General features: G+C 66.9%; 27 protein-coding genes. 18 read left to right on the forward strand and 9 right to left on the reverse strand.

From position 1 onward, the window contains the following. The gene (gene thrB, locus ACQR50_RS13150; protein ID WP_428968657.1) at positions 1–954 is read left to right on the forward strand and encodes a homoserine kinase; all 954 of its coding nucleotides are present in this window, start codon (positions 1–3) and stop codon (positions 952–954) included. Continuing rightward, positions 951–1388, forward strand: coding sequence for a ribonuclease HI (gene rnhA / locus ACQR50_RS13155; RefSeq protein WP_056434428.1), 438 nt, complete (start codon positions 951–953; stop codon positions 1386–1388). Before thrB ends, rnhA begins: the two co-directional genes overlap by 4 nt. Before the next feature lie 37 nt (positions 1389–1425). On the opposite strand, the gene ACQR50_RS13160 is transcribed toward rnhA, so the two are convergent. The 3 genes from ACQR50_RS13160 to ACQR50_RS13170 are packed head-to-tail and all read right to left on the reverse strand — an operon-like array spanning position 1426 to position 3648. Next, positions 1426–1602, reverse strand: coding sequence for a YegP family protein (locus ACQR50_RS13160; protein WP_076709711.1), 177 nt, complete (start codon positions 1600–1602; stop codon positions 1426–1428). Between the two features lie 25 nt (positions 1603–1627). Continuing rightward, complete coding sequence (locus ACQR50_RS13165; RefSeq protein WP_428968658.1) at positions 1628–2713, reverse strand: NAD(P)/FAD-dependent oxidoreductase; 1086 nt, start codon at positions 2711–2713, stop codon at positions 1628–1630. Continuing rightward, complete coding sequence (locus ACQR50_RS13170) at positions 2710–3648, reverse strand: alpha/beta fold hydrolase (RefSeq protein ID WP_428968659.1); 939 nt, start codon at positions 3646–3648, stop codon at positions 2710–2712. The genes ACQR50_RS13165 and ACQR50_RS13170 overlap by 4 nt, the downstream gene beginning before the upstream one ends. Before the next feature lie 50 nt (positions 3649–3698). Between ACQR50_RS13170 and ACQR50_RS13175 the strand changes: the two genes are divergently transcribed. The 8 genes from ACQR50_RS13175 (at position 3699) to ACQR50_RS13210 (ending at position 11230) form a co-directional block, all read left to right on the forward strand. Next, on the forward strand, positions 3699–4193 hold the full coding sequence (locus tag ACQR50_RS13175) for an A24 family peptidase (RefSeq protein WP_428968660.1): 495 nt from the start codon (positions 3699–3701) through the stop codon (positions 4191–4193). Between the two features lie 50 nt (positions 4194–4243). Beyond that, on the forward strand, positions 4244–5272 hold the full coding sequence (cpaB, locus tag ACQR50_RS13180; RefSeq protein ID WP_428968661.1) for a Flp pilus assembly protein CpaB: 1029 nt from the start codon (positions 4244–4246) through the stop codon (positions 5270–5272). A gap of 2 nt (positions 5273–5274) precedes the next feature. Next, the gene (locus ACQR50_RS13185) at positions 5275–6825 is read left to right on the forward strand and encodes a type II and III secretion system protein family protein (protein WP_428968662.1); all 1551 of its coding nucleotides are present in this window, start codon (positions 5275–5277) and stop codon (positions 6823–6825) included. Positions 6826–6851: 26 nt separating this feature from the next. Further along, positions 6852–7520, forward strand: coding sequence for a CpaD family pilus assembly protein (locus ACQR50_RS13190; protein ID WP_428968663.1), 669 nt, complete (start codon positions 6852–6854; stop codon positions 7518–7520). Further along, on the forward strand, positions 7517–8779 hold the full coding sequence (locus tag ACQR50_RS13195; protein ID WP_428968664.1) for a pilus assembly protein CpaE: 1263 nt from the start codon (positions 7517–7519) through the stop codon (positions 8777–8779). The genes ACQR50_RS13190 and ACQR50_RS13195 overlap by 4 nt, the downstream gene beginning before the upstream one ends. A 5-nt stretch (positions 8780–8784) precedes the next feature. Further along, entirely contained in the window at positions 8785–9765 is a 981-nt protein-coding gene (locus tag ACQR50_RS13200) for a type II secretion system F family protein (RefSeq protein WP_428968665.1), read from the forward strand. Further along, positions 9766–10758: a type II secretion system F family protein gene (locus tag ACQR50_RS13205; protein WP_428968666.1), complete on the forward strand. Its 993-nt coding sequence runs from the start codon at positions 9766–9768 to the stop codon at positions 10756–10758. It begins immediately after the preceding gene. Between the two features lie 97 nt (positions 10759–10855). Then, positions 10856–11230 carry a hypothetical protein gene (locus ACQR50_RS13210; RefSeq protein ID WP_428968667.1) on the forward strand — a complete coding sequence of 125 codons (375 nt, stop codon included), beginning with the start codon at positions 10856–10858 and terminating at the stop codon, positions 11228–11230. A gap of 223 nt (positions 11231–11453) precedes the next feature. Here the strand turns inward: ACQR50_RS13210 and ppdK are convergent, their stop codons facing one another. The 3 genes from ppdK to ACQR50_RS13225 form a co-directional block, all read right to left on the reverse strand. Next, positions 11454–14114, reverse strand: a complete 2661-nt coding sequence (ppdK, locus tag ACQR50_RS13215) for a pyruvate, phosphate dikinase (RefSeq protein WP_428968668.1) — start codon at positions 14112–14114, stop codon at positions 11454–11456. A gap of 124 nt (positions 14115–14238) precedes the next feature. Further along, positions 14239–16413 carry a glycine--tRNA ligase subunit beta gene (glyS, locus tag ACQR50_RS13220; RefSeq protein ID WP_428970703.1) on the reverse strand — a complete coding sequence of 725 codons (2175 nt, stop codon included), beginning with the start codon at positions 16411–16413 and terminating at the stop codon, positions 14239–14241. Further along, positions 16413–17252: a glycine--tRNA ligase subunit alpha gene (locus ACQR50_RS13225; protein ID WP_056434449.1), complete on the reverse strand. Its 840-nt coding sequence runs from the start codon at positions 17250–17252 to the stop codon at positions 16413–16415. Before ACQR50_RS13225 ends, glyS begins: the two co-directional genes overlap by 1 nt. A 248-nt stretch (positions 17253–17500) precedes the next feature. Between ACQR50_RS13225 and ACQR50_RS13230 the strand changes: the two genes are divergently transcribed. From ACQR50_RS13230 to ACQR50_RS13250, 5 genes are read left to right on the forward strand one after another with little or no spacing between them, the layout of a single operon-like run. Further along, complete coding sequence (locus tag ACQR50_RS13230; protein WP_056434642.1) at positions 17501–17704, forward strand: helix-turn-helix transcriptional regulator; 204 nt, start codon at positions 17501–17503, stop codon at positions 17702–17704. Further along, positions 17682–18131, forward strand: coding sequence for a hypothetical protein (locus ACQR50_RS13235; RefSeq protein ID WP_428968669.1), 450 nt, complete (start codon positions 17682–17684; stop codon positions 18129–18131). Before ACQR50_RS13230 ends, ACQR50_RS13235 begins: the two co-directional genes overlap by 23 nt. Further along, positions 18128–18319: a hypothetical protein gene (locus ACQR50_RS13240; protein WP_428968670.1), complete on the forward strand. Its 192-nt coding sequence runs from the start codon at positions 18128–18130 to the stop codon at positions 18317–18319. The genes ACQR50_RS13235 and ACQR50_RS13240 overlap by 4 nt, the downstream gene beginning before the upstream one ends. Continuing rightward, positions 18316–18759 carry a hypothetical protein gene (locus ACQR50_RS13245; protein WP_428968671.1) on the forward strand — a complete coding sequence of 148 codons (444 nt, stop codon included), beginning with the start codon at positions 18316–18318 and terminating at the stop codon, positions 18757–18759. The genes ACQR50_RS13240 and ACQR50_RS13245 overlap by 4 nt, the downstream gene beginning before the upstream one ends. Before the next feature lie 49 nt (positions 18760–18808). Then, on the forward strand, positions 18809–19708 hold the full coding sequence (locus ACQR50_RS13250) for a TraB/GumN family protein (protein WP_428968672.1): 900 nt from the start codon (positions 18809–18811) through the stop codon (positions 19706–19708). Positions 19709–19883: 175 nt separating this feature from the next. Here the strand turns inward: ACQR50_RS13250 and ACQR50_RS13255 are convergent, their stop codons facing one another. Both ACQR50_RS13255 and ACQR50_RS13260 read right to left on the reverse strand, forming a co-directional pair. Next, positions 19884–20120 carry a helix-turn-helix domain-containing protein gene (locus ACQR50_RS13255; protein ID WP_428968673.1) on the reverse strand — a complete coding sequence of 79 codons (237 nt, stop codon included), beginning with the start codon at positions 20118–20120 and terminating at the stop codon, positions 19884–19886. Further along, complete coding sequence (locus ACQR50_RS13260; protein ID WP_428968674.1) at positions 20120–20731, reverse strand: hypothetical protein; 612 nt, start codon at positions 20729–20731, stop codon at positions 20120–20122. The genes ACQR50_RS13255 and ACQR50_RS13260 overlap by 1 nt, the downstream gene beginning before the upstream one ends. A 115-nt stretch (positions 20732–20846) precedes the next feature. Here ACQR50_RS13260 and ACQR50_RS13265 point away from each other — a divergent pair, with 115 nt between their 5' ends. Then, complete coding sequence (locus tag ACQR50_RS13265) at positions 20847–21422, forward strand: outer membrane protein (protein ID WP_428968675.1); 576 nt, start codon at positions 20847–20849, stop codon at positions 21420–21422. Between the two features lie 137 nt (positions 21423–21559). Continuing rightward, a complete protein-coding gene (locus ACQR50_RS13270) occupies positions 21560–22186 on the forward strand; it encodes a 50S ribosomal protein L25/general stress protein Ctc (RefSeq protein WP_428968676.1) in 627 nt (208 codons plus the stop codon). Positions 22187–22391: 205 nt separating this feature from the next. Here the strand turns inward: ACQR50_RS13270 and ACQR50_RS13275 are convergent, their stop codons facing one another. Then, the gene (locus ACQR50_RS13275; RefSeq protein ID WP_428968677.1) at positions 22392–22835 is read right to left on the reverse strand and encodes an EF-hand domain-containing protein; all 444 of its coding nucleotides are present in this window, start codon (positions 22833–22835) and stop codon (positions 22392–22394) included. Between the two features lie 215 nt (positions 22836–23050). Here ACQR50_RS13275 and purB point away from each other — a divergent pair, with 215 nt between their 5' ends. After that, positions 23051–24364: an adenylosuccinate lyase gene (purB, locus tag ACQR50_RS13280; protein ID WP_428968678.1), complete on the forward strand. Its 1314-nt coding sequence runs from the start codon at positions 23051–23053 to the stop codon at positions 24362–24364. The last annotated feature ends 13 nt before the right edge of the window (positions 24365–24377 follow it).

A 24377-nucleotide genomic window follows, 5' to 3' on the forward strand; every position in this document is an offset into this window, starting at 1 on the left:
ATGGCCGTCTATACGCAGGTTTCGGCCGAAGCGCTGTCGGCGTTTCTGGCACGCTATGACGTGGGCGACCTGATCTCCGCCAAGGGGATCGCCGAGGGCGTCGAGAACAGCAATTACCTGGTCGATACCACGACCGCGCGGTTCATCCTGACGCTCTACGAAAAGCGCGTGGCGGCGGGCGACCTGCCCTTCTTCCTGGCGCTGCTCGACCATCTGGCGGCCAAGGGGCTGCCGGTGCCACCCGCGATCAAGGACCGGGGCGGCGTGGAGATACAGGAGCTGGCGGGTCGCCCGGCGTGCCTTATCCAGTTCCTGACCGGCGTGTCGCTGTCGCACCCCACCCCGGCCCAGGCGCTGGCGGCGGCGGATGCGCTGGGGGCGATGCACCGGGCGGTTCAGGACTTTCCGCAGAACCGCGCCAATTCGATGGGCCATGCCAGCTGGCGGCCGCTATTCGCGCAATGCGGGCGCGATCTCGACCGGATCGAGCCGGGCCTGCACGACGCAATGGACAAGGCGCTCGACGCCGTGCTGGGCGGCTGGGAGGCGCAGGACCTCGATACATGCGTCATCCATGCCGACCTGTTCCCCGACAATGTCCTGGTGCTGGGCGACAAGGTCACCGGGCTGATCGACTTCTATTTCGCCTGCACCGATTTCCGCGTCTATGACCTGGCCGTCATGCACTCCGCCTGGAGTTTCGACGCCAGCGGTGACGTGTACGCGCCGGAGATCGGCGAGGCGCTGGTCGAGGGCTATCAGCGCCACTTTCCGCTGACCGAGGCGGAGCGCGCGGCATTCGCGAAGCTGGCGATGGGGGCATGCCTGCGCTTTGCCCTGTCGCGGGCGTGGGACTGGCTCAACACCCCCGCCGACGCGCTGGTGACGCGCAAGGACCCGCTGGCCTATTGGCGGCGCTACATCGCCTATCGCGACGGAAAGGCCGGACTGTGACCCCCGTCGAGATCGCCACCGATGGCGCATGCAAGGGCAATCCCGGCCCCGGCGGCTGGGGCGCACTGATCCGCGCGGGTACGCATGAAAAGGAATTGTCCGGCGGCGAGGCGCTGACGACCAACAACCGCATGGAGTTGATGGCCGCGATCGAGGCGCTGAACGCGCTCAAGCGCCCCTGCGCCGTCACGCTGTCGACCGACAGCCGTTACGTGATGGACGGCCTGACCAAGTGGATCCACGGCTGGAAGCGCAATGGCTGGCGCACGGCGGACAAGAAGCCGGTCAAGAATGCCGAACTCTGGCAGGCCCTGCTGGCGGCGGCCGAGCGCCACCAGATCGAGTGGAAATGGGTGAAGGGCCATGCCGGGCACCCCGACAACGAGCGCGCCGACAAGCTGGCCAGCGACGCGGCGGAGACGTTTCGGAAATAATCCGACGCCTGCCGCGTCCTTTGCCCCGAAGCGCAGATCACTCCGGTTCGTGGATCGGCGCGTTCGGACCGTTCTTCAGGATCGATTCGATGGCGTTGCGGGCTCCGGCCTTGCTGGCATAGCCCTCGGTCCACCAGATCAGTTCGCTGTTGTAGCGGAACTTGGCGACATACTCGCCCGCCTTGTTCTTCTCGATCGCAAAGCTGTGTGCCATGATGATCTCTCCGGAAAAGAAGCGATCATCCGTTAGCAGAAAACCGGCCTGCGCCATAGCGTTGGGGGTCGATCCCCTCGGGCACAGGCCCCGCGCCTAGCAGCAACGCCGCCGCCAGCGCCGAGGCGGCGGGGGCGGTCTGGATGCCGAAGCCGCCCTGCCCCGCGCACCAGAAAAAGCCCGGCATGCGTGCATCGAAGCCGTATACCGGCGCGCGGTCGGGGGCGAAGCTGCGCAGCCCTGCCCAGCGACGCTCGACCGCCTCGACGCGCCAGTCGACGACCTTTTCCAGCCGGTCGATGGCGACCGCGACGTCCCATTCCTCGGGCGCGATGTCGCAGGGCACGCTCGGCGTCTCGTCATGCGGGGTCAGCCAGAGCCGCCCGCCCGCCTCGGGCTTGAAGTAGAAACGACCCGCTATGTCGACGACATGGGGGAGGCCTTCCGGTACGGGCGGATCGGTGCGCAGTTGCACCATGGTCCGGCGATAAGGCGTGATGCCGATCGGCGCGGCGCCCGCAAGCTTCGCCACGTCATCCGCCCAGGCACCGGCTGCATTGACCAGCACTTTCGCCGAGAAGGATCCCGCGCGGGTTTCCAGATGCCAGACGCCATCGCGCCGCTCGGCCGCCAGCAAAGCCCCGTGGGTCCGGATTTCCGTACCAGACACCTTCGCCGCCGCCAGATAATCCGCATGCAGCGCGGCGACGTCGATATAGGCGCAGCTCGGCTCCCAGACGCCGTGCACCCATTCGGGACGAAGGCCGGGGATACGCGCCGCCGGATCGACGCGCGATAGGTCCACCCCGCTCCCGTCGAAATCCGTGAGCAGCCGCTCGATCCGTGCCTCGTCCTCCGTGCGGCCGACATGCAGCGAGCCGAGCGGCGTCAGATAGCCGCCTTCGCGCAGGGCAGGCCCCGAGGCGGTGGTCAGCGGCTGCACCGCCGGGCCGCCATAGGTTTCCGACCAGAAGGCCGCCGAACGCCCCGTCGCATGGCGGCCGGGCATGTCCTCCGCCTCCAGCAGAAGGACGCGCGCACGCGATCCGATCGCGGCGGCCAGCCCCGCCCCGGCCATGCCCGCGCCCACGATCGCGACGTCGTGGATCACGCCGCCACCCCGTCCAGAAAAGCATCGATCGCCGCGAGCGCGCGCAGCCGCACCGGATCGACCTCGCGCAGCAATTCATGCGCCGCCTCCGGCCCGAACCGCTCGACCTGCGCGCCGATGCGGGCCGCGATGGCGGTGGCGGCCTTGGGATCGACCAGCCGGTCGGCGTCGGCGATCAGCATCAGCGAGCGGACGCTCACCCGGTCCAGCCGGGGATCGCGCGCCAGCGCCCGGATCGAGCGCAGCGCGGAGGCCAGCCAGCCCCAACTCGGCGGCCCCAGCGCCAGATCGGGCTGTCGGGCGTACCAATAGCCCTCATCCTCGAACCGCTCGATATCATGGGTCAGGTTGCGCTGGCGGGTATGATGACCGGGACCTTGCTTGGCCTCCCAGATACCGCGCTCGGCCCGGCCCAGCGCGTTCATCAGGCCGATGATTCCCGCCCCCAGCAGCGCGCCAGTCGGCAGGCGCAGGCCCAGCATCGGCGCGACGAGGATCAGGGCGTGCGGATCGACCGCCCCCTCGACCACCGCCCGCAGCGCCAGATGCCCGCCCATCGAATGACCCAAAAGGACGTGGGGCAGGTCGCCCGCGGAGTCCTCGGCCCGCCATGCCGTCCAGAAAGCCCGTAGGTCCTCGACCAGTATGGAGAAATTGCCGCCATGCCCGACATGGCGATCGGCCAGCAACCGCCCCGATCCCCCCTGCCCGCGCCAGTCGAAGGCGGTGACGCTCCACCCCCGCCCGACCAGATGGGCGAAGACCTCCAGATATTTCTCGATCACATCGGCACGGCCGGCCTGGAACAACAGCCGTCCGCGCGGCGCGCGCGCCGCCCAGTCGAAGCGCCGATGCTCCCACCCGTCGGGCGCGTGCCAGCGCGACAGCGTGGCGGCGGCCGAAAAACTGCGGCGAAGGGACAGGGCGTCGGTCATCCGCATCCCGGTTACGGTTTTGAAAGCCCCGCCGTCTAGGGCTTGATGCCATGGAATGGACCATAATGCGTATCGCGCTGCTCGTGGCGCTCGTCCTGCTGCTCGTGTCGGCGGGGATCGAGGATGCGCGGACCCGCGAGATCGCCGACCGCAAGAATATCGCCATCGCGCTGCTCGCGCCGCTGTGGTGGTGGGCGAGCGGCGTTCCCGTCTGGCCCGGCATGGCGGTGCAACTCGGCGTCGGCGTCGCGATGTTCCTGCTGTTCGCCCAGGCGTTTCGCATCGGCATGATGGGCGGCGGCGATGTGAAGATGATCGCGGCCGTAGCCCTGTGGCTGCCCCTGCCGTCGCTGTTCCGCATGTTGCTGGTCATGTCGCTTGCGGGCGGCGCGGTCACGATCGCGATGCTGGTCGATCACCGCCTGCGCGTCCGAAGGCTGGGCGATGCCGCTCCGGCGATCGAGGTTCCCTACGGCGTGGCCATCGCGGTGGCCGCGCTCGTCATCCTTCAGGAACCGTTATTTAACCCCTTTTCGTCCATTTAACCCACCAATCGAACCGAGCATCGGGCTCGGCCAATGCCGAAGAACGCAGGATGGACAGTCGAAAAGTGTTACTGCTGGTCGGGGCCCTGCTGATTGCAGGGATCACGGCCCTATTCGCCCGAACCGTCACCGCCGGTAGCAGTGTTCCCCAGGCCCAGGCCGTCACGGTCGCCGCTCCCGTCGCGCCGCAGACCGAGATCCTGGTGGCCACGCGCACCCTGCCGGTCGGCACGATCATCGACGCCACCGCCCTGAAGTTCCAGCCCTGGCCCAAGGACATGCTGGCCGGGGCCTATTATGTGCGCGGCAAGGACGATATCGCCAAGTTGCAGGGCACCGTGCTGCGCTACGCGATCACCGCCGGTCAGCCGCTGACCCAGGGCGCGGTCGTCAGCCCGGGTGATCGCGGCTTCCTGGCCGCCGCGCTCACGCCCGGCATGCGCGCCGTCACCGTGCCCGTGTCGGCGCAGACCGCGGTTGCGGGCTTCGTGTTTCCGGGCGACCGGATCGACATGGTCCTGACCCAGGATGTCGCAGGCGGCGGCGATGGCCCGCCGCTGAAGGTGTCGGAGACGATCCTGCGCAACATCCGCGTGCTGGCGACCGACCAGCGCACGGACAATCAGGCGGCCGAGGACGGCAAGACCCAGGTCCACACCTTCACCACCGTCACCGTCGAGGCGACGCCGAAAATGGCCGAGCAGCTGGCGGTCGCACAGACGGTCGGCACGCTGTCGCTGTCGCTGCGCGCGCTGGCCGAGCGGCCTGCCGACCTGGCGGCGGGCAGCGATCCGAGTGCGGTCGCCCAGCCGACGGTCGACCGGGCGTCCTATGTCACCGGAGCGGACGTGTCGCGCTATCAGCGCCGCACCATACCCGGCCACAACACCGACTCCTCGCCCAGCCACGGCGCGATCGCCATGACCAATGACAATTCCGCCATGAACCCGGGTGCGCCTGCCATCGGTCAGGCACGCGGCAGGTCCGAAAACGCCGGCGTGCGCGTCGCTCGGGGCAGCGCGGTCGCCCCGTCATCCGGCGCGTCATCGGGCGCCACGCCGATGGGGGATGGAAATTGACCATGTCGCTTCGTTCGCTGCTCTTGCGCGCGCCGCGCACCTCGGCCTTCGTGCTGATGCTGGCTCCGCTGCTTCTCGCCCCGTCGCCCGCGCGGTCGGCGCCGTCCGGGCCCGGTGATTCGACCCCGGCCAGCGACGGTTCGGGCGCGCTGGAGATCAACACCGGCCGGGCGCGGCTGATCACCCTGCCCCGTCCGATGACCGACCTGTTCGTCGCCGACGACAGCATCGCCGATGTGCAGGTCCGCTCGCCGACCCAGCTCTATATCTTCGGCAAGAAGCCCGGCGAGACCACCGTCTCCGCCACGGGGCGCGGCGGCGCGGTCGTCTATGCGGCGACCGTCCGTATCGGCAACAATCTCGACTCGATCGGCCGGATGCTCAGGCTGGCCATGCCCGAGGCGCAGATCGTCGCCACGCCGATGAACGGCCTGATCCTGCTGACCGGCACCATCGCCGCGCCCGACGACGCCGCCGAGGCCGAGCGGCTGGTCCAGGCCTATGTCGGCAAGGACACGCGGATCATCAGCCGGTTGAAGACGGCGACCCCGCTCCAGGTCAACCTTCAGGTCCGCATCGCCGAGGTGAATCGCAGCTTCGTCAAGCAGATCGGCGTCAACCTGCTGAACCGCGACGCCAATTCCAGCGGCTTCGTGTTCGGCATCGCGTCGGGCCGCAATGCGGGCAGCATCGACAAGCTGACCGATGCGGCGGGTCTTCCGGCCGGCACCCGATATACGTTCAACCCCGGCACGCAGCGCACGACGCTGGGCCTGGGCGGGCGCGTATTGGGCATGGACCTGCTCAGCGCGATCGACCTGGGCGAATCGCTGGGTCAGGTAGCGACGCTGGCCAACCCCAATCTGACCGCCCTGTCGGGGGAGACCGCGACCTTCCTGGCGGGTGGCGAGATTCCCATTCCGCTGGCCAGCGGCTTCGGCGCGGTGTCGGTCGAGTATAAGCAATATGGCGTCAGCCTGTCCTACACGCCGACGGTGCTGTCCGACGGGCGCATCTCGCTGCGCGTCCGGCCGGAGGTGTCGCAGCTGTCGTCGGTGGGCTCGGTCACGATCAGCGGAACCTCGATCCCCGCACTGACCACCAGGCGCGCCGAGACCACGCTGGAGCTGGGGTCGGGCCAGAGCATGATGATCGGCGGCCTGCTGTCCAACTCGCGCGACAATTCGATCGAGAAGACGCCGTGGCTGGGCGACCTGCCGCTGATCGGCTCGCTGTTCCGGTCCAACGCGTTCAAGCGCAACGAGACCGAGCTGGTCATCATCATCACCCCCTATCTGGTGAAGCCGGTCAACTCGCCCTCCGAGATCGCGCTGCCGACCGACGGCATGCGTCCGGCCAATGACGCCGAACGCGTCCTGCTGGGCCGGATGGGCGGCGGCGGCGATACGTCGGCGCCGCGCCCGGTGCCGACCATGACCCCGCCGGTTCAGGGTCGACCGATGGCGGCCGAGGTCGCGCCCGTGCCGCATGGTGCCGCGACCGCGCTGCCCGCGAGGAAGAAGAATATGCCGACCCCGGGCTTTTCCGAATGACCGCCTGCCCAAGGATAATGCGCCCCATGCGTCGCTCGCCCCTCCTTCTGATGCCGCTCGGCCTGGTGCTGATGACCGGCGGCTGCATGGGTGCCGGTCAGCCGGATCTGGAGACCCGGCATCAACCGGTGGTGTCGCAGACCGAATATGCGCTCGACCTGGCGCTGTCCGGCGGACGGCTGGCGGCGGATGAGGATCGGCGGCTCGACGGCTGGGCACGCAACCTGCATCTCGGCTATGGCGACCGCGTCGCGGTGGAGGACCCGGCGGGCGAAGGCCCCGGCGCCTATCGCGAAGTCGCGGGCGTCGTCGGCCGCTATGGCCTGCTGCTCGGTCAGGCGTCGCCGATCACGCGCAGCCCGGTCGCACCCGCCACGATCCGCGTCGTCGTGACCCGCGCCCGTGCCACCGTGCCGGGCTGTCCCGATCTGCGCAGCGACACCGCGCTCGACTGGGAGGGCAAGACCTCGTCCAACCATGGCTGCGCGGTCAATCGCAACCTTGCCGCGATGGTCGCCAACCCCACCGACCTGGTACAGGGCGTGCCCGGTGCCGCCACCAGCGATACCGAGACGGGCACCCGCGGGGTCAAGGCCCTGCGCGCCGCTCCCCCGACGGGGCGTGGCGGCACCGTGCTGCGCGATCCCAATAGCAGCCAGAGTGGCGGTGGCGCGTCTGCGGGAGGCGCACAGTGAACGCCCCCTGGAAACCCGCCATGCTGACCATTCGCGACCCGTTCCTCGCCTTCGTCAGCGACGACTGGACGGTCGAGGCGATCCGGCCGCTGGTCGCCGAACAGGGATGGTCCGTCGACAAGGTCATGAAAGGCGGCCTGTCCGGTGCGATCCAGTCGCTGTCGGTCTCTGCCAGCCCGCAGATCCTGCTGGTCGACCTGACCGATACCGACGATCCCGCCAACGAGATCGGCAACCTGGCCGAAGTGTGCGAACCCGGCACGATCGTGATCGCGGTCGGATCGGTCAACGACGTCCGGCTGTACCGCTCGCTGATCGCCAGCGGTCTTCACGACTATCTGTTGAAGCCGATCAACGCCGACCAGCTGCGCGAGACGATCGCGCAGGCCCGCACCATCCTGCACGCGCCCCGCGCCATGGAGATGGCCCCCGAAAAGGCGACGTGCAGCGTCGCGGTGGTCGGCGTGCGTGGCGGCGTGGGCGCCTCGACCATCGCCACCTCGCTCGGCTGGCTGATGGCGGAACGGCTCGACCGGACGACGGCGCTGCTCGACCTGGATGTCCATTTCGGCACCGCCGCGCTGGCGCTGGACTTGGAGCCGGGACGCGGGCTGGTCGATGCGATCGACAATCCCAGCCGCATCGACGGGCTGTTCCTGGAACGCGCCATGGTCAAGGCGTCGGAAAAGCTGGCGATCCTGTCGGCCGAAGCGCCGATCAGCGCGCCGATCCTGACCGATGGCCAGGCCTTTGCCCAGTTGCAGGACGAAATGCGCCTGAACTTCGAGACGACCATCGTCGACCTGCCGCGCGGGATGATGATCCAGCAGCCGATGCTGGTCGGATCGGCGCAGACCATCGTGCTCGTCACCGAGCTGACCCTGGCCGCCGCGCGCGATACCATCCGGCTGCTGTCCTGGGCCAAGACCCATGCGCCGCAGGCGACGGTGCTGACCATCGCCAACCGGGTGCAGCCGCCCGGCCAGTGCGAGATCGCGCAGAGCGATTTCGAGGGCTCGATCGAGCGCCCGATCGATTTCGTCATGCCCTATGACCCCAAGCTGGTCGTCCAGGCCGCCAAGGTCGGCAAGCCCATCGCCGAACTCGGCCGCACCTCGCGCACCATCGCGCCGCTGATCGAGCTGACCCAGCGGCTTTGCGCCTCGGCCGAGGGCACCGTCGACATGTCGGCCAAGCGCGGACTGCTCGACCGGTTCGACTTTAAGTCGCTGCTCGGCAAGCGGGCCCGGGCCGACTGACGACCATGTCGATGACGGCGACCCTGTTCCTGGCCATGGGCGTCTTCCTGACGCTGGTACTGGCCATGGCGGCCTTTGGCGCGCCCACCCGCTCGCGCAGCCAGACGCGGCGGCTGGCGGAGCTTCGCGGTCGCGTCGCACTCGACCTCGGCAAGCCGCTGGAGGCCGTCGCCGCCTCGCGCGGGATCGCGCTGGCCGGTGACACGCGGATGGACAAGGCGTTCGGTCGCCTGCTTCCCAATCCCGCCAAGCTGGCCACGCGGCTGGACAGTACCGGACGCGACTGGACCGTCGGCCAATATGGCATGGCGAGTGCGGGACTGTCGTTCGCGATGCTGATCCTGCTGATGCTGTTCGGCCTGCCCTTCTTCGGCGCGCTGCTGCTCGGCCTGTGCCTCGGCCTCTGGGTGCCGCATCTCCTCGTCGGCCGCATGATCGCGAAGCGGCGCAACAAGTTCGTCGTCCGCTTCCCCGATGCCATCGAGCTGCTGGTCCGCGGCCTGCGCTCGGGCCTGCCGATCAGCGAGACGATGGCGGTCGTCGCGCTCGAACTGCCGGGTCCGATCGGCGAGGAATTCCGCGCCGTCACCGACCGGATGCGCATCGGCCGCAGCATGGACGCCGCGCTTCAGGAAACCGCCGACCGGCTCGACATTCCCGAATTCCGCTTCTTCGTCATCGCCATCGCCATCCAGCGCGAGACCGGCGGCAACTTGGCCGAGACGCTGTCCAACCTGGCCGATGTGCTGCGCAAGCGTGCGCAGATGAAGCTGAAGATCAAGGCGATGTCGTCCGAATCCAAGGCGTCGGCCTATATCATCGGCTTCCTCCCCTTTGCCGTGTTCGGCATGATCTGGATGATCAACCAGCCCTATATGGCCCGCTTCTTCATCGATCCGCGCCTGATGCTTGTCGGGGCGGCGGGCTTCGTCTGGATGGGCCTGGGCGCCTTCATCATGTCCCGCATGATCAGTTTCGAGATCTGAATGACCAGTCCCGCGCCCGCCCCTCTCGGCCTCGACCCCGCATCGTTCAGCGCGCTGCTCTGGGGCGTCTGCGTCTTTGCGCTGCTGGTCGCAGGCTACGCCCTGATCGGCAAGCGCGACCCGATGACGAAGCGGGTGCGCGCCTTGAACGAACGACGCGAGATGCTGAAGGCCGGGATCGACAGTGCGCCGAAGCGCCGTGCGCAGCTGATCGACCGCGCCACGTTGCTGGAACGGATGCGCACCGTCCTGGGCGCGCTCAAGATGCTGCAGGACGAACAGGTCAAGGCGATCCAGCTGCGCCTGCTCCAGGCGGGCATCCGGTCGAAGGACATGGTCTTCGCGGTCATCTTCGGACGGCTGGCCCTGCCGATCGTGCTGGGCGGCGGCATGGCCCTGTGGGTCTATGGCACCGGGGACTTTGCCGATTGGAGCGGCTTCAGCTGCTATATGATCGTCGCGGGTACGCTCCTGCTGGCCTATAAGGCCCCGGACCTGGCGTTGAAGAACAAGGTCGACAAGCGGACCGCCGCGATCCGCAAGGGCCTGCCCGATGCGCTCGACCTGATGGTCATCTGCGCCGAGGCAGGGCTGACCGTCGATGCCGCCTTTGCCCGCGTGTCGCGGGAGTTGCGTCGCGCCTATCCCGAACTGGGTGACGAATTTCAGCTGACCTCGGTCGAACTCGGTTTCCTGACCGATCGGCGGCAGGCGCTGGAAAACCTGGCGATGCGGGTGAACCTCGATTCGCTGCGCGGGGTGGTCACCACGATGATCCAGACCGAGAAATACGGCACGCCCCTGGCCAGCGCCCTGCGCGTCCTGTCGGCCGAATTCCGTCACGAACGCATGATGCGCGCCGAGGAAAAGGCCGCGCGCCTGCCCGCGATCATGACCGTTCCGCTGATCCTGTTCATCCTGCCGGTGCTGTTCGTCGTCATCCTCGGCCCCGCCGCCTGTTCGATCAAGGATACGCTGATCGCCGGACAATAGGGACAGCCGGGCAATAAGCCCGCCGCTCGCAACCAGCGCCCCCGCCAGTCGTTGACCCGTCGTAACAGACCAAATTCAACAGGATGGGATCGACGCGATGCTGTTCACTTCGACGACGCAGTTCGCCGTGCTGGGGCTGGTCCTCATTGCGGGTTGGCTCTTCGGGCTGGCGAGCCATCCGGGCGGGCGGAAATGGCGCACCCGCTACGCCACCGAGCGGGATGCCCATGCCGCGCAGGTAAAGGATACCGAGGCCAAGCTGACGGCGGCGCAGGCCCGGATCGCCGAACTGGAAAAGGAAAACCGCCGCCTGGCGAGTGCCCAGCCGGTCGCGGCCGCGCCGGTGGTGGAGCGGGCCGCCCCGGCGTCGACCTATCGCCCAGTCGCGGCGAGCGCGGCGCGTCCGGCCTATCCGGCGGGTGAGCGTCGCGGGTGGTTCGACTTCGGCAACCGGGTTACGACGCGCGGGTGATTGGTTTCGTGGGTTAGGGCTCGGTGAGACACCCTGCCCTCCCCCATCCCCTCCCGCTTGCGGGAGGGGTGTGCCTGGCGGAAACGTCCAGCGCTTCGACTAGGCTATAGCTTCTGAGATAAGCAAAACCGCTGCCCAGCAACGCGCCCCTCCCGCAGGCGGGAGGGGATGGGGGAGGGAAAGGGGCCAGGCGGCATACCCGCCAAACCCCCTCCCCCGACAATCACCGCGCCTTCAACGCCGCCTGCGCCGCCGCCAGCCGCGCGATCGGCACGCGGTACGGGCTGGCCGATACATAATCCAACCCGACCGACTCGCAGAAGGCGATCGATGCCGGATCGCCGCCATGCTCGCCGCAGATGCCGAGCTTGATCCCCGGCCGCGTCGCGCGACCGCGCTCGGCGGCCAGGCTGACCAGTTCGCCCACGCCGTCCACATCCAGGCTGACGAACGGGTCCTTGGCGTAGATGCCCTTTTCGACATAGGCGCTCAGGAAGCGCGCCGCGTCGTCGCGGCTGACGCCCAGCGTCGTCTGGGTCAGGTCGTTGGTGCCGAAGGAGAAGAATTCGCCGACCTCGGCGATCTCGCCCGCCTTCAGTGCGGCGCGCGGCAGTTCGATCATGGTGCCGACGAGATATTCGACCGTCTTGCCGCGTTCGGCGAAGACGGCCTGTGCTGCCTTGTCGACCACCGCCTTCATCAGCTCCAGCTCGCGGCGCGTGGCGACCAGCGGGATCATGACCTCGGGAATCGGGGCCTCACCCGACTTTTCCGCCACGTCCAGCGCCGCCTCGAAGATGGCGCGCGCCTGGATCTCGTAGATTTCCGGATAGGTCACGCCCAGGCGGCAGCCGCGATGGCCGAGCATCGGGTTGAACTCGTGGAGTTCGTTGGCCCGGCGCTTCAGCGTATCGACGTCCACGCCCGCCGCCGTCGCGACCTCGGCGAACTCGGCCTCCTGCTGCGGCAGGAATTCGTGCAGCGGCGGGTCGAGCAGGCGCACCGTCACCGGCAGGCCCGCCATCACCTCGAAGATCGCGGTGAAGTCGGCGCGCTGTTCGGGCAGCAGCTTGGCGAGCGCGGCGCGGCGGCCCGCTTCGTCCGAGGCCAGGATCATCTGGCGCACCGCCGTGATCCGCGCGGCGTCGAAGAACATATGCTCGGTGCGGCACAGGCCGACGCCCTCCGCGCCGAACTCGCGCGCGGTGCGACAATCGAGCGGGGTTTCCGCATTGGCGCGGACCTTCAGGCGGCGGACCTGGTCGGCCCATTCCATCAGCGTGCCGAAGTCGCCCGCCAGTTCGGGCTGCACGGTCGCCACCGCGCCGACCATCACCTCGCCGGTCGAACCGTCGAGCGTCAGGATGTCTCCCTCGCGTACCTCACGGCTGCCCACGCGCAGCAGCTTGGCCTTGTTGTCGATGGCCAGCGAACCCGCGCCCGAGACGCAGGGACGCCCCATGCCGCGCGCCACGACCGCCGCATGGCTGGTCATGCCGCCGCGCGCGGTCAGGATGCCCTTGGCCGCGTGCATGCCGTGAATATCCTCCGGCGAGGTTTCGACACGGACGAGGATCACCGCCTCGCCCGCCGCCGCCGCACGCTCGGCGGCATCGGCGTCGAACACCACCTTGCCCGAGGCCGCACCCGGCGAGGCGGGAAGCCCCTTGGTCAGCACGTCGCGGCTAGCATCGGGATCGAGCGTCGGGTGGAGCAACTGGTCGAGCGCCGCCGGATCGACCCGCGCGATCGCTTCCTCGCGGGTAATCAGCCCCTCATTTGCCATGTCGACCGCGATCTTCAGCGCCGCCTTGGCGGTGCGCTTGCCCGAGCGGGTCTGGAGCATCCAGAGCTTGGCCTGTTCGACCGTGAACTCGATGTCCTGCATGTCGCGGTAATGCGTCTCGAGCTGGTCGAAGACGGCGGCCAGCTCGGCATAGACCTCGGGCATCGCCTCTTCCATCGAGGCGGGCTTGGCGTTCGCTTCCTCGCGCGCGGCCTTGGTCAGATATTGCGGCGTGCGGATGCCCGCGACCACGTCCTCGCCCTGCGCGTTGATCAGGAACTCGCCATAATAGGCCCGGTCACCCTTGGACGGATCGCGCGTGAAGGCCACGCCCGTCGCGGAGGTGTCGCCCATATTGCCGAAGACCATCGCCTGGACATTGACGGCGGTGCCCCAGTCGGCGGGAATGTCGTTCAGGCGGCGATAGACCTTCGCGCGCTCCGACTGCCACGAGCCGAACACCGCGCCGACCGCGCCCCAGAGCTGGTCGTGCACGTCCTGCGGGAAGGGCTTGCCCCACTGCTCCTCGACCAGGCCCTTGTAGGTGGTGACCAGCGCCTTCCAGTCCTCGGCCGACATCTCGGTGTCGAGGGTGAAGCCGTTGTCTTCCTTGGCGATCTCCAGCGCTTCCTCGAAGGCACCGTGATCCAGCTCCAGGACGACATCGGCATACATCTGGATGAAGCGGCGATAGCTGTCCCAGGCGAAACGCTCGTCGCCCGCCTTCTTCGCCAGCCCCTCGACGGTTTCGTCGTTCAGGCCGAGGTTCAGCACCGTGTCCATCATACCCGGCATCGACACGCGCGCGCCCGAGCGAACCGAGACCAGCAGCGGGTTTTCCGGATCGCCGAAGCGCTTCTCCGTCACCGCCTCGATATGCGCGATGCCGTCGGCCACCTCGTCGCGCAGCTCCTGCGGGAACTGCTCGCCATCCTCATAATAGCGGGTGCACATCGCGGTCGAGATGGTGAAGCCCGGCGGCACCGGCAGCCCGATCGAGGCCATCTCGGCCAGGTTCGCGCCCTTGCCGCCAAGCAGGTTCTTGTCCCCCTTACCGCCGTCCGAAACGCCGCCGCCGAAACGGTACACATAGGTCATCGGTTCGATCCTTTACTGGTCGTCACGTCCGACGCCCTGGGGACACAGGCGTCGGTGTTAATAAGGCGATATTGCCGGAGGGGAAGACAGGAACGTGCGCCCCCGTCTCCCGATCCGGCTCAACTCATCCCTCGATCCGCGAGAAATCCGCCACCGTATGCACGGCGGCCCGGACACGGGCGAGCAGCGCAAGACGCGCGGTCCGCTTGGCCGGATCGGCGTCGTTGACGGTCACATCGTCGAAGAACCGGTCGATCGGCGCGCGAAGCGAGGCGAGCGCGGCCATCGCGACCTCGAAATCCTCGGCCTGCACCGCTTCAGCCGCCTTGGGCTCGGCGGCGTCGAGCGCGGCGATCAGATCGGCCTCGGCGGGTTCGAGCGTATAGGTCGGCGCGCTCCAGGCCTGGTCGCCCTCGACGCCTTCCTTCTTCAGGATGTTCGCGGCGCGCTTATACCCGGCGAGCAGGTTGGTGCCGTCGTCGGTGGTGACGAAGGCTTGCAGCGCATGGACGCGGGCGAGCAGGCGGACGAGATCGTCCTCGCCACCGAGCGCGAACACCGCGTCGATCAGGTCGTGACGGACGCCCGCTTCGCGTTGCTGAACCTTCAGGCGGTCGATGATGAAGTCCATCATTTCCGTCGATCCGTGGTCGACATTGCCCATGGCCCGGATGCTCGCCGCGTAGAAGGGCAAGCGCAGGCCGTTCTGCTGGATGGTGCTGGCGATACCCAACGCCGCCCGGCGCAAAGCGAACGGATCTTTCGAACCGCTGGGCTTCAATCCGACCATGAAGAACTGTGCGACGCTATCCAACTTGTCCGCCAGCGCCACAGCCACCGTAACCAGAGCAGTAGGAACATCATCCCCCTGCCCAACCGGCTTGTAGTGATCGCGAACCGCCTCGGCGACGCGCGGGTCTTCGCCCTGCGCGGCGGCGTAGTAACCGCCCATCAAGCCCTGCAATTCGGGGAACTCGCCGACCATGCCGGTGACGAGATCGGCCTTTGCCAGATACGCGGCGCGCTCCGCCAGATCGGCGAGCCGCTCCCTCTCCCCATCGGGGAGAGGGCCGGGGTGAGGGGCCGACACGGGCGAGGCGCTGCCGGGCTGCCCCTCACCCTCCCCACGGCCTTGCCGCGGGTCCCCTCCCTCTCCCCGATGGGGAGAGGGCGTTGCGCCGACGATACCCTCTTCGACCAGCCAGCGGGCGAGCTTGGCCACCCGCTCGACCTTGTCGGCGACGGTGCCGAGCTTTTCGTGGAAAACGATCTTTTCCAGCTTGGGCCGCAGATCGTCGAGCTTCGTCTTCAGGTCCGTCTCGTAGAAGAAGCGCGCGTCGGACAGGCGGGCGGCGAGCACCTTGCCATTGCCCTCGACGATCTTCGCGCCGCCATCGGTCGCCTCGATATTGGCGGTGCAGACGAACGCGTTCGCCAGCTTGCCGTCGGTCGAACGGCAGACGAAATACTTCTGGTTCACCCGCGCGGTCAGCTGGATGACTTCGGGCGGCACGTCCAGATAGGCTTCGTCGAAGCGGCCGAGCAGCGGCACCGGCCATTCGGTCAGCCCGGCATTCTCGGCGACCAGCCCTTCGTCCTCGACCAGCTCCAACCCGGCCTCGGCGGCCAGCGCCGACGCGCGCTCGCGGATGATCGCGGCGCGCTCGTCCTGGTCGACCAGCACCTTGGCAGCGCGAAGCTGTTCGACATAGGTGTCGGCGCCGGTCAGCACGATCTCGGCGGGCGCGTGGAAGCGGTGGCCGCGCGTGACATTGCCGCTGGTGATCCCGGCAATTTCGAAGGGCACCACCTCAGCCCCGAACAGCGCGACGATGGCGTGCAGCGGACGGACCCAGCGCATCGACTCGGTCGAGGCGGACTCCGCCCCCCAGCGCATCGACTTGGGCCAGGGGAAGGCGCGGACGATCGCGGGGATCGCCTCGGCCAGCACTTGCGCCGTCGCGCGGCCGGGCTTTTCGGTGATCGCGAAGAGCACGCCGTCGCGCTCGGTCAGCTGCTCGCGCGTCAGCCCGGTCTTGCGCAGGAAGCCCTCCAGCGCCTGCGGCGGGGCGGAGGCGCGCGGGCCCTTCACTTCCTCGGACACCGCCTCGGTCGCGGCAGGCAACCCGCGCGCGATCAGTGCGAGGCGACGCGGCCCCGCATAGGTGACGATCTCACCCGCCGACAGACCGGCTTTCGCCAGTTCGGCAGTGAAGAGCTTGGCGAGATTCTCCCGCGCCCCCGCCTGCATCCGGGCGGGGATTTCTTCGGAGCGGAGTTCGAGCAGAAAATCGGTCATCACGCGGCCCAGCCGTTCTTGTCCATCCAGGCGCCGCACGCGCCCTTCGCCAGATCGCGGACGCGGCCCATATAGGCCTGGCGCTCCGCCACCGAGATCACGCCGCGCGCCTGCAGCAGGTTGAAGGTGTGGCTGGCCTTGATCGCCTGTTCATAGGCGGGGATGGGCAGCTTGGCCTCCAGACAGCGTTCGCACTCGGCCGCGGCCTTCTTGAAGGCGTCGAACAGCGTGTCGGTGTCGGCGACCTCGAAATTCCAGGTCGACATCTGCTTCTCGTTTTCGAGAAACACGTCGCCGTAACTCACGCCCGCATCGTTGAAGCGCAGGTCGTACACATTGTCGACGTCCTGGATGTACATGGCCAGCCGTTCGAGCCCATAGGTCAGCTCGCCTGCGACCGGCTTCATGTCGTATCCGCCCATCTGCTGGAAATAGGTGAACTGGGTCACCTCCATCCCGTCGCACCAGACTTCCCAGCCCAGGCCCCAGGCACCGAGCGTCGGGCTTTCCCAATCATCCTCGACGAAGCGGATATCGTGCTTGGTCATGTCGACGCCGATCGCGGCCAGGCTGCCCAGATACAGGTCCTGCAAGTCGGCGGGCGAGGGCTTCAGGATCACCTGATACTGGTAATAATGCTGGAGCCGGTTGGGGTTCTCGCCATAGCGGCCGTCGGTCGGGCGGCGGCACGGCTGGACGAAGGCGGCGTTCCAGCTGTCCGGCCCCAGCGCGCGCAGCGTGGTCGCGGGGTGAAAGGTGCCCGCCCCCATCTCCATGTCATAGGGTTGCAGGATCACGCATCCCCGCTCGCTCCAATAGTCATGGAGGGTGAGGATCATGCGCTGGAAGGAAAGTGGTCCTTCCGGGGGGCCGTTTCGGGTCTGCATAATGGGGCAGGCTTTGGCGGATGGCCCTTGTGCGGTCAAGGCGAGCGGCCGCCCTAATCACCCCGACAAGTCAGCCACCCATGATATTTTGTCAGGTCTTGTTGACAATGTCGCGACTCGCTGTCACTTTGTCATGGTCACCTGACATTACGTCACGCATGGGTGACAAAGGGAGGTTGGCCATGCAAGAGGAGGTGGACATGAAAAATCGCCTCAAGGTGCTGCGCGCCGAACGCAACTGGAGCCAGGCGGAACTCGCCGGGCGGCTGGATGTGTCGCGCCAGGCCGTCAACGCCATCGAGACGGGGAAATACGACCCCTCGCTGCCGCTCGCCTTCCGCATCGGACGGCTGTTCGAGATGCCCATCGAGGAGATTTTCGATGATGAACATGACGGCGAGTGAACGCGACGCCCATTGGGGCGAGAGCCGCGAGGCGGGGCGCGTGCTAAGGAAGAAACGGCGGCGCAGAGAGTTTTTGATCGTCACGATGCTGGGCATGATAAGCGCCCCATTGGCCATCGACGTCGCGAATAGAAACTTACCGCTTTCCTCTCCCGTCACACCTGGGCTCTTTGGCCAAGTTGCCGCTCTCGCAATCCTGGTTTTCGGAAGCCTCGTCGTGTGGCGTAATTGGCGCGAGACCGACGAAATGCACCGGCGGCTGTCTATCGAGACCTGGGCCGTGATCGGGTTGACGAACTTCGTCCTGCATCCGGTGCTGACCATTATCGGTACGCAACTGCACAAAACCGATTTCGAAGGTCATAGTTGGGGCATTGCGCTCGTTATCGGCCTGACCTTCTACCTTATCCGCCGGGTGCGGTCATGAGCCGCCTTCTGACCCGCACGGCCATCGGTACCGGTATCGCGCTATCGTTGCTCGGCTGGGGTGTCGGACGGGTGAGCGAGATTACGCTCGATACGCTTCGCCCAACCATACGGACTGCCAGCATTGCCGACCACAAGCTCGCAATCCCAAAGTTTTCCGTCCATCTTTCCATCGAGGTGCGGCCATGACCGATCTATCCAAGCGCGACACCCGTGGCCCCAGCGAGCGCGCCAATCGTCGACTGGTCGCCATTTCGGGGGCGCTGGGCGGCGTGATCGGCGCTGCGATGGCAATCATGTCCGTCGTCCAACTGCCCCACGGAGCCAAGCCCGGTCCGCTCGATATGTGGACATCGCCGCTGCCGCTATGGTTCGCGATCGTCATGGCGCTGGTGTGGGGCGCCTTCCTGCCGATCATCTCCTGGCGCTGGCACCGGGTCGTCGACGAGCATGAGAGCCGCGCATATCGCGACGGCGCGCTGGCGGCCTTTTACGTCGTGGGCCTGGGCGCCCCCGTCTGGTGGTTCCTCTGGCGTGGCGGCGTGCTGCCGCCCCTTCAGGTCGAATGGATGTACGGCGCGCTGATGGCGAGCTGCGGCATCGTCTGGATGTGGCGCAAATATGCCTGACCTCTCCCTTCTCCCATCCGGCCCCTTCCTTTTCCGAAAGTCCGATCCCATGAAGACGATCATGAAAGCCGCCCTCACCTCGCTCGCGCTGATGCTGGCGCTGCCCGCCTGCGCCCAGAGCAAGCCCGCGCCGAACCCCAATGACGCCGATCCGGCCTTGTGGGTGGTCAAGGATGCCGACACGACCATCTATCTGTTCGGCACCATCCATGTGCTGAAGCCCGGCCTGTCCTGGTTCGACGAGGCGGTGAAGACCGCTTTCGACAAGTCCGACCAGCTGATGCTGGAGATGGTACAGCCCGATCCGGCGACGATGCAGCAGATCGTGATGAAGAACGGTTTCGTCACCACCGGCCCGACCCTGACCGAGCAGCTGCCCGCCGACAAGCGCGGCGCCTATCTGAAGGCGGTGACCGATCTGGGGGCCGATCCGCGCAACTTCGACCGGATGAAGCCGTGGCTGGTGGGCGTCACCCTGTCACTCGCGCCGATCCAGAAGCTGGGTTACGATCCGAAGAACGGGCCGGAGACGGTGCTGGCCGACGCGGCCAAGGCGGCGAACAAGCCCGTCGCGGGGCTGGAAACCGCCGAACAGCAGATCGGCTTCTTCAACGGCCTGTCGCAAAAGGCACAGATCGAGTTTTTGACCTCGACGGTCGACGACCTGCCCAAGGCGGGAGAGGAAATGGCCGAGATGGTCGACGAATGGGCCAAGGGCGATCCCGACGCGCTGGCCAAGACGATGAACGAAAGCCTGAAAGACTCGCCCGAGGTCGCCAAGACCCTGCTCACCGACCGCAACGCCCGCTGGGCGACATGGATCAAGGAGCGCATGGCCAAGCCCGGCACCATCTTCATCGCGGTCGGCGCGGGGCATCTGGCGGGCAACGACAGTGTCCAGGCACAGCTCGCCAAGCAGGGCATCAAGGCCGAACGCATCGCCTATTGACCTCGTTACAGGACATTCGCGCCCTCTCCCCGCGATAGGGGAGAGGGTAGCGGAGCTTGCCAGCCTGTTGGCTAAACCGTGACGGCATTGCGTGGAACCAAAGCGAGTTCTGGATGCTCGGTCCCCGCTGCACGATCATCACCGGCCGGACCGGCGCCCTCGTGCTGGCGACCGATCAGGCGCCATCCTCGGCGGTCAGGTCGTCGTCGGAGGGCTCGTAACCCAATATGTCGCCCGGCTCGCAGTCGAGATAGCGGCAGATGGCCGCCAGGGTGGAAAAGCGCACCCCCTTCACCTTGCCCGATTTCAGCAGCGACAGATTCGATTCGGTGATCCCGATCGCGCGGGCGAGTTCGTTGGACTTCACCTTGCGGCGCACCAACATCAGATCGAGATGGACGGTCACAGGCATCAGACGATCTCGGCCAGATCGCCCCGCGCGCGCAACCCCGCCGCCAGCGCCCAGGTCGCGGCCCAGGCCGCACAGGCGAGCAGCAGTCGCTCGATAATCAGGGTAAATTCGATCGAATAGGAAAAGGCCCCGACATCCGTCATCGCCCCCAGAAAGACGGCATCCCGCAACATTTGCGCCAGGGGTTCGGCGATCGCCATGGCAATGCCCGCGGCGGTCGCCCGCTGCAACCAGCGCATTCCGCTCCAATCGCGATGCTCCTGCCGATTGCCGAAACGCCATAGCGCCATGCCGACCGAGAAGAACAACAGCGTGAAGGGCAAGGCATCCAGCATCTGGATGCCCAACAACCGCCACCACCAATAGGGTTCCGCCATGGCGGCGATCATGCGTTCCGAGGCCTCGGGCAGATTGGCGATGACATGCCGGACCTCCGGCGACAATTGATCGAGCGGCTGGGGCTTGGCGCGGCATCCGTCGTCGCAGTCGATCATGAAGGCCTGCCACTGCGGCCCCACCAGCATCGTGGGCAGCGTCGCGACCCCCGCCCCCGCAATCAGGAAGCACAACACCGCGAACGCCCGCACCGCCCGAGCCCGCCCCCGGCTCATGAAATATCTGCCCGCCATCATCATCTTTCTGTTTTACAGAAATTTATAACTATCATACATCAACATTCATAGGGAATCGATGGGGAGCCCTATGACCGATCGAAGGACGTTATCGATGCGCATCCTGTTCGCCGCCGCACTGCTGACCTGCCTGCCCGCTACTGCCTTCGCACAGGAAAAGCCCGTTTTTGCAGGGCCCTATGCAGGGCCGGAGACCGGGGTCGTGATCCATGGCTTCACGTTGAGCGATGGTAATGACGACAATGAGATGACCTACCGGACGACCGGGCTGGCGGCCGGCGGCTTTGCCGGATGGATGGCGCCCGTGGGGAAGCGGCTGCGGCTTGGCGGCGAAGTCGCGGTTCACGGCGGCGGCGGGACCGCGCGCAGCCAGCAGGTCTTTGCCTATGCCGAACAAAAGGTGACATGGGGCTACAGCCTGACCGCCCGCGCGGGCTATGTCCTGGGCCGCGACACCATGATCGTCGCCGAGGCGGGCTATGGCGGCTATCGCTTCGACACGCGGCTCTCGTCGAACGTCCTGCCGGACGGCTCGCTCGACGAAACCAGCGGACTGGTCGCAGGCCTGGGTGTCGAGCAGCGGCTGAACCGCAACCTCTCGCTCCGCGTGCGGGGACAGGCTGGCGGGTCCGCTGGCCGCATCATGGTCGGCCTGCCGATCCGCTTCTAAGCGAGAACGGGGGCGGGGCGGCGGCATCGGCCTTGTATTTTTCAGTCTTTGCCGCTATGCGCCGCCGCTTCCGGTCATGGTCATCCCTGGAGGCGTGGTCGGAAGCCTATATCCATTTTTGTTTCGGAGTACCTGGAATGAGCGACACCCTTACGCTCGCCGCCGAGACGCGCGATCAGGTTGGCAAGGGAGCCTCCCGTTCGCTGCGTCGTGAAGGCCGCGTCCCCGCCGTGATCTATGGCCAGAACAAGGCCGCCGCGTCGATCCATCTCGAAGAGAAGGCCCTCGTCAAGGCGCTGATGACCGGTCATTTCTTCACCTCGGTCATCATGGTGGACGGCCAGCGCACGCTGGCGAAGGACGTCGCGTTCCATCCCGTCACCGATCGCCCGCTGCACGTCGACTTCGTGCGCATCGGCGAGCATGAGACCGTCACGGTCGCCGTGCCCGTCGTGTTCACCGACGAAGACGAGAGCGGCGTGAAGCAGGGCGGCGTCCTGAACGTCACCCGCCACGAGATCGAGCTGGTGGTCGACGCCGCCAACATCCCGACCGAAATCAGCGTCTCGCTGAAGGGTCTGGCGATCGGCGACTCGATCCACATCTCGGACGTGAAGCTGCCCAAGGGCGCCGAGCCCGCCATCGACGACCGCGACTTCGCGATCGCCACCATCGTTGCCCCGACGGTCCTGACCGCCGAGGACGAGGCGATCGACGCCGAGGCGCAGGCCGCCGACGCAGCCGAAGGTTCGGAAGAGGCCTGATCCGGCCTCGCTTTCCTTTCGAGGTCAGCGAACGAAAAGAAGGGCAGGTGGCGGCGACGCCCCTGCCCTTTTTCGTTGCCGGTCAAAATCGCCGCGAGTTCGATTGGGGGATTGGCACAAGCAAAAGGGCCGCCGAACCCGAAGGTCCGACGGCCCCGCTCATCCCCGCTCGGGGAATCGTCGGAACGGAGGGGGTGTTCCGGTCTTAGCCCTGACCCTGGCTCAGGAAGCCGGTCAGCTCGGTCTTGGACACCGTCTTGTCCTTGTCGGTATCCGCCTGGGCAAAGGCGCTGCCGACCCACTTCTTCGTCGCGGGCGCATCGGCCTTGGTCGACGGGTCGGTCTGCGACTTCAGCGCGACCATCCACTGGGCGAATTCGGCCTTGTTCAGCTTGCCGTCACCGTCCTTGTCATAGGTCGGGAACTGCGTGTCGACGACCTGGGCGATCTGGCTGCCGTTCGCCTGCACCTGACCCTGGGTCGATGCGGACGCATCCGCCGTGGGCTGTGCAGTCTGCGTCGGGTCGGCGGTGGTTGCCGGAGCAGTTTGCGGTGCGGCCGGAGCGGTCTGGGCCGGCGCAGGCGTGACCTGGGCCAGAACGGGGGCAGACGCCATCATCGCGGCGCCAAGAAAAGCATATTTCATCATCTCGTCTCTCCCTTACGTTGGTCGATCGATGACTGTGAAGACCAGGAACGCATCTTCGTCATTAGTGATACGGTCCTAAACTCCATTATGCCAGATGGGGATCCGTCCTTGGGATTTGAAGGCTCGGCTCGTCCCTGCTAACGGCACGGTACGCCGTGATTCCGAGAGGGAGTGCACGGTGAGCCGTGCCGTTTCCACGACCTGAAGGTGCCCCGATGATTCCGCGCTATTCCCGTGCCCCCATAACCCGGATCTGGGACCCCCAGACCCGTTTCCGCATCTGGTTCGAGATCGAGGCCCATGCCACCGACGCGCTCGCCGAGCTGGGCGTCGTGCCCAAGGAAGCCGCCGCGCGCATCTGGGAAGCCGACAAGGCCGCGGGCGACTTCGACATCGACCGCATCGATTCGATCGAGGCCGAGACCAAGCACGACGTCATCGCCTTCCTGACCCATGTCGCCGAGCGCACCGGGCCGGAAGCACGCTTCCTGCACCAGGGCATGACCTCGTCCGACGTGCTCGACACCTGCCTGGCGGTGCAGCTCGCCCGCGCCTCGGACATCCTGATCGAGGATCTGGACGCGCTTCTCGCCGTCATCAAGCGTCGCGCCTATGAGCATAAGCTGACCCCGACCATCGGGCGCAGCCATGGCATCCATGCCGAGCCGGTGACCTTCGGCCTGAAGCTGGCCCAGGCCTATGCCGAGTTCGACCGCAACCGCGCCCGCCTGGTCGCGGCGCGTGCTGACATCGCCACCTGCGCGATCTCGGGCGCGGTCGGCACCTTCGCCAATATCGACCCCAGCGTCGAGGCGCATGTCGCCGAGAAGATGGGCCTGACCGTCGAGCCCGTCTCGACCCAGGTCATCCCGCGCGATCGCCATGCGATGTTCTTCGCGACGCTGGGCGTCATCGCCAGCTCGATCGAGCGTCTCGCAACCGAAGTCCGCCATCTGCAGCGCACCGAGGTTCTGGAGGCCGAGGAATATTTCTCGCCCGGCCAGAAGGGCTCGTCGGCGATGCCGCACAAGCGCAACCCGGTGCTGACCGAGAACCTGACCGGTCTCGCCCGCATGGTGCGCGGTTACGTGACCCCGGCGCTGGAGAATGTCGCACTATGGCATGAGCGCGACATCAGCCACTCCTCGGTCGAGCGCTATATCGGCCCCGACGCGACCATCACCCTGGACTTCGCGCTGGCCCGTTTGACCGGCGTGATCGACAAGCTGGTCGTCTATCCGGCGCGGATGGAGAAGAACCTGAACAAGATGGGGGGCCTGGTCCATTCGCAGCGCGTGCTGCTGGCGCTGACCCAGGCGGGCGTGAGCCGCGAGGACAGCTATCGCCTCGTCCAGCGCAACGCGATGAAGGTCTGGGAGTCGGACGGCGAGTTGTCGCTGATGGAACTGCTCAAGGCCGATGCCGACGTGACCGCCGCGCTGTCGGTCGAGGAGATCGAGGCACGGTTCGACCTCGATTATCACTACAAGAATGTCGACACGATCTTCGCGCGGGTGTTCGGCGAGTAACTGTCGGAGGAGT

This window comes from Sphingomonas sp. Xoc002 (genome assembly GCF_050408055.1).
Lineage (GTDB): Bacteria > Pseudomonadota > Alphaproteobacteria > Sphingomonadales > Sphingomonadaceae > Sphingomonas > Sphingomonas yabuuchiae.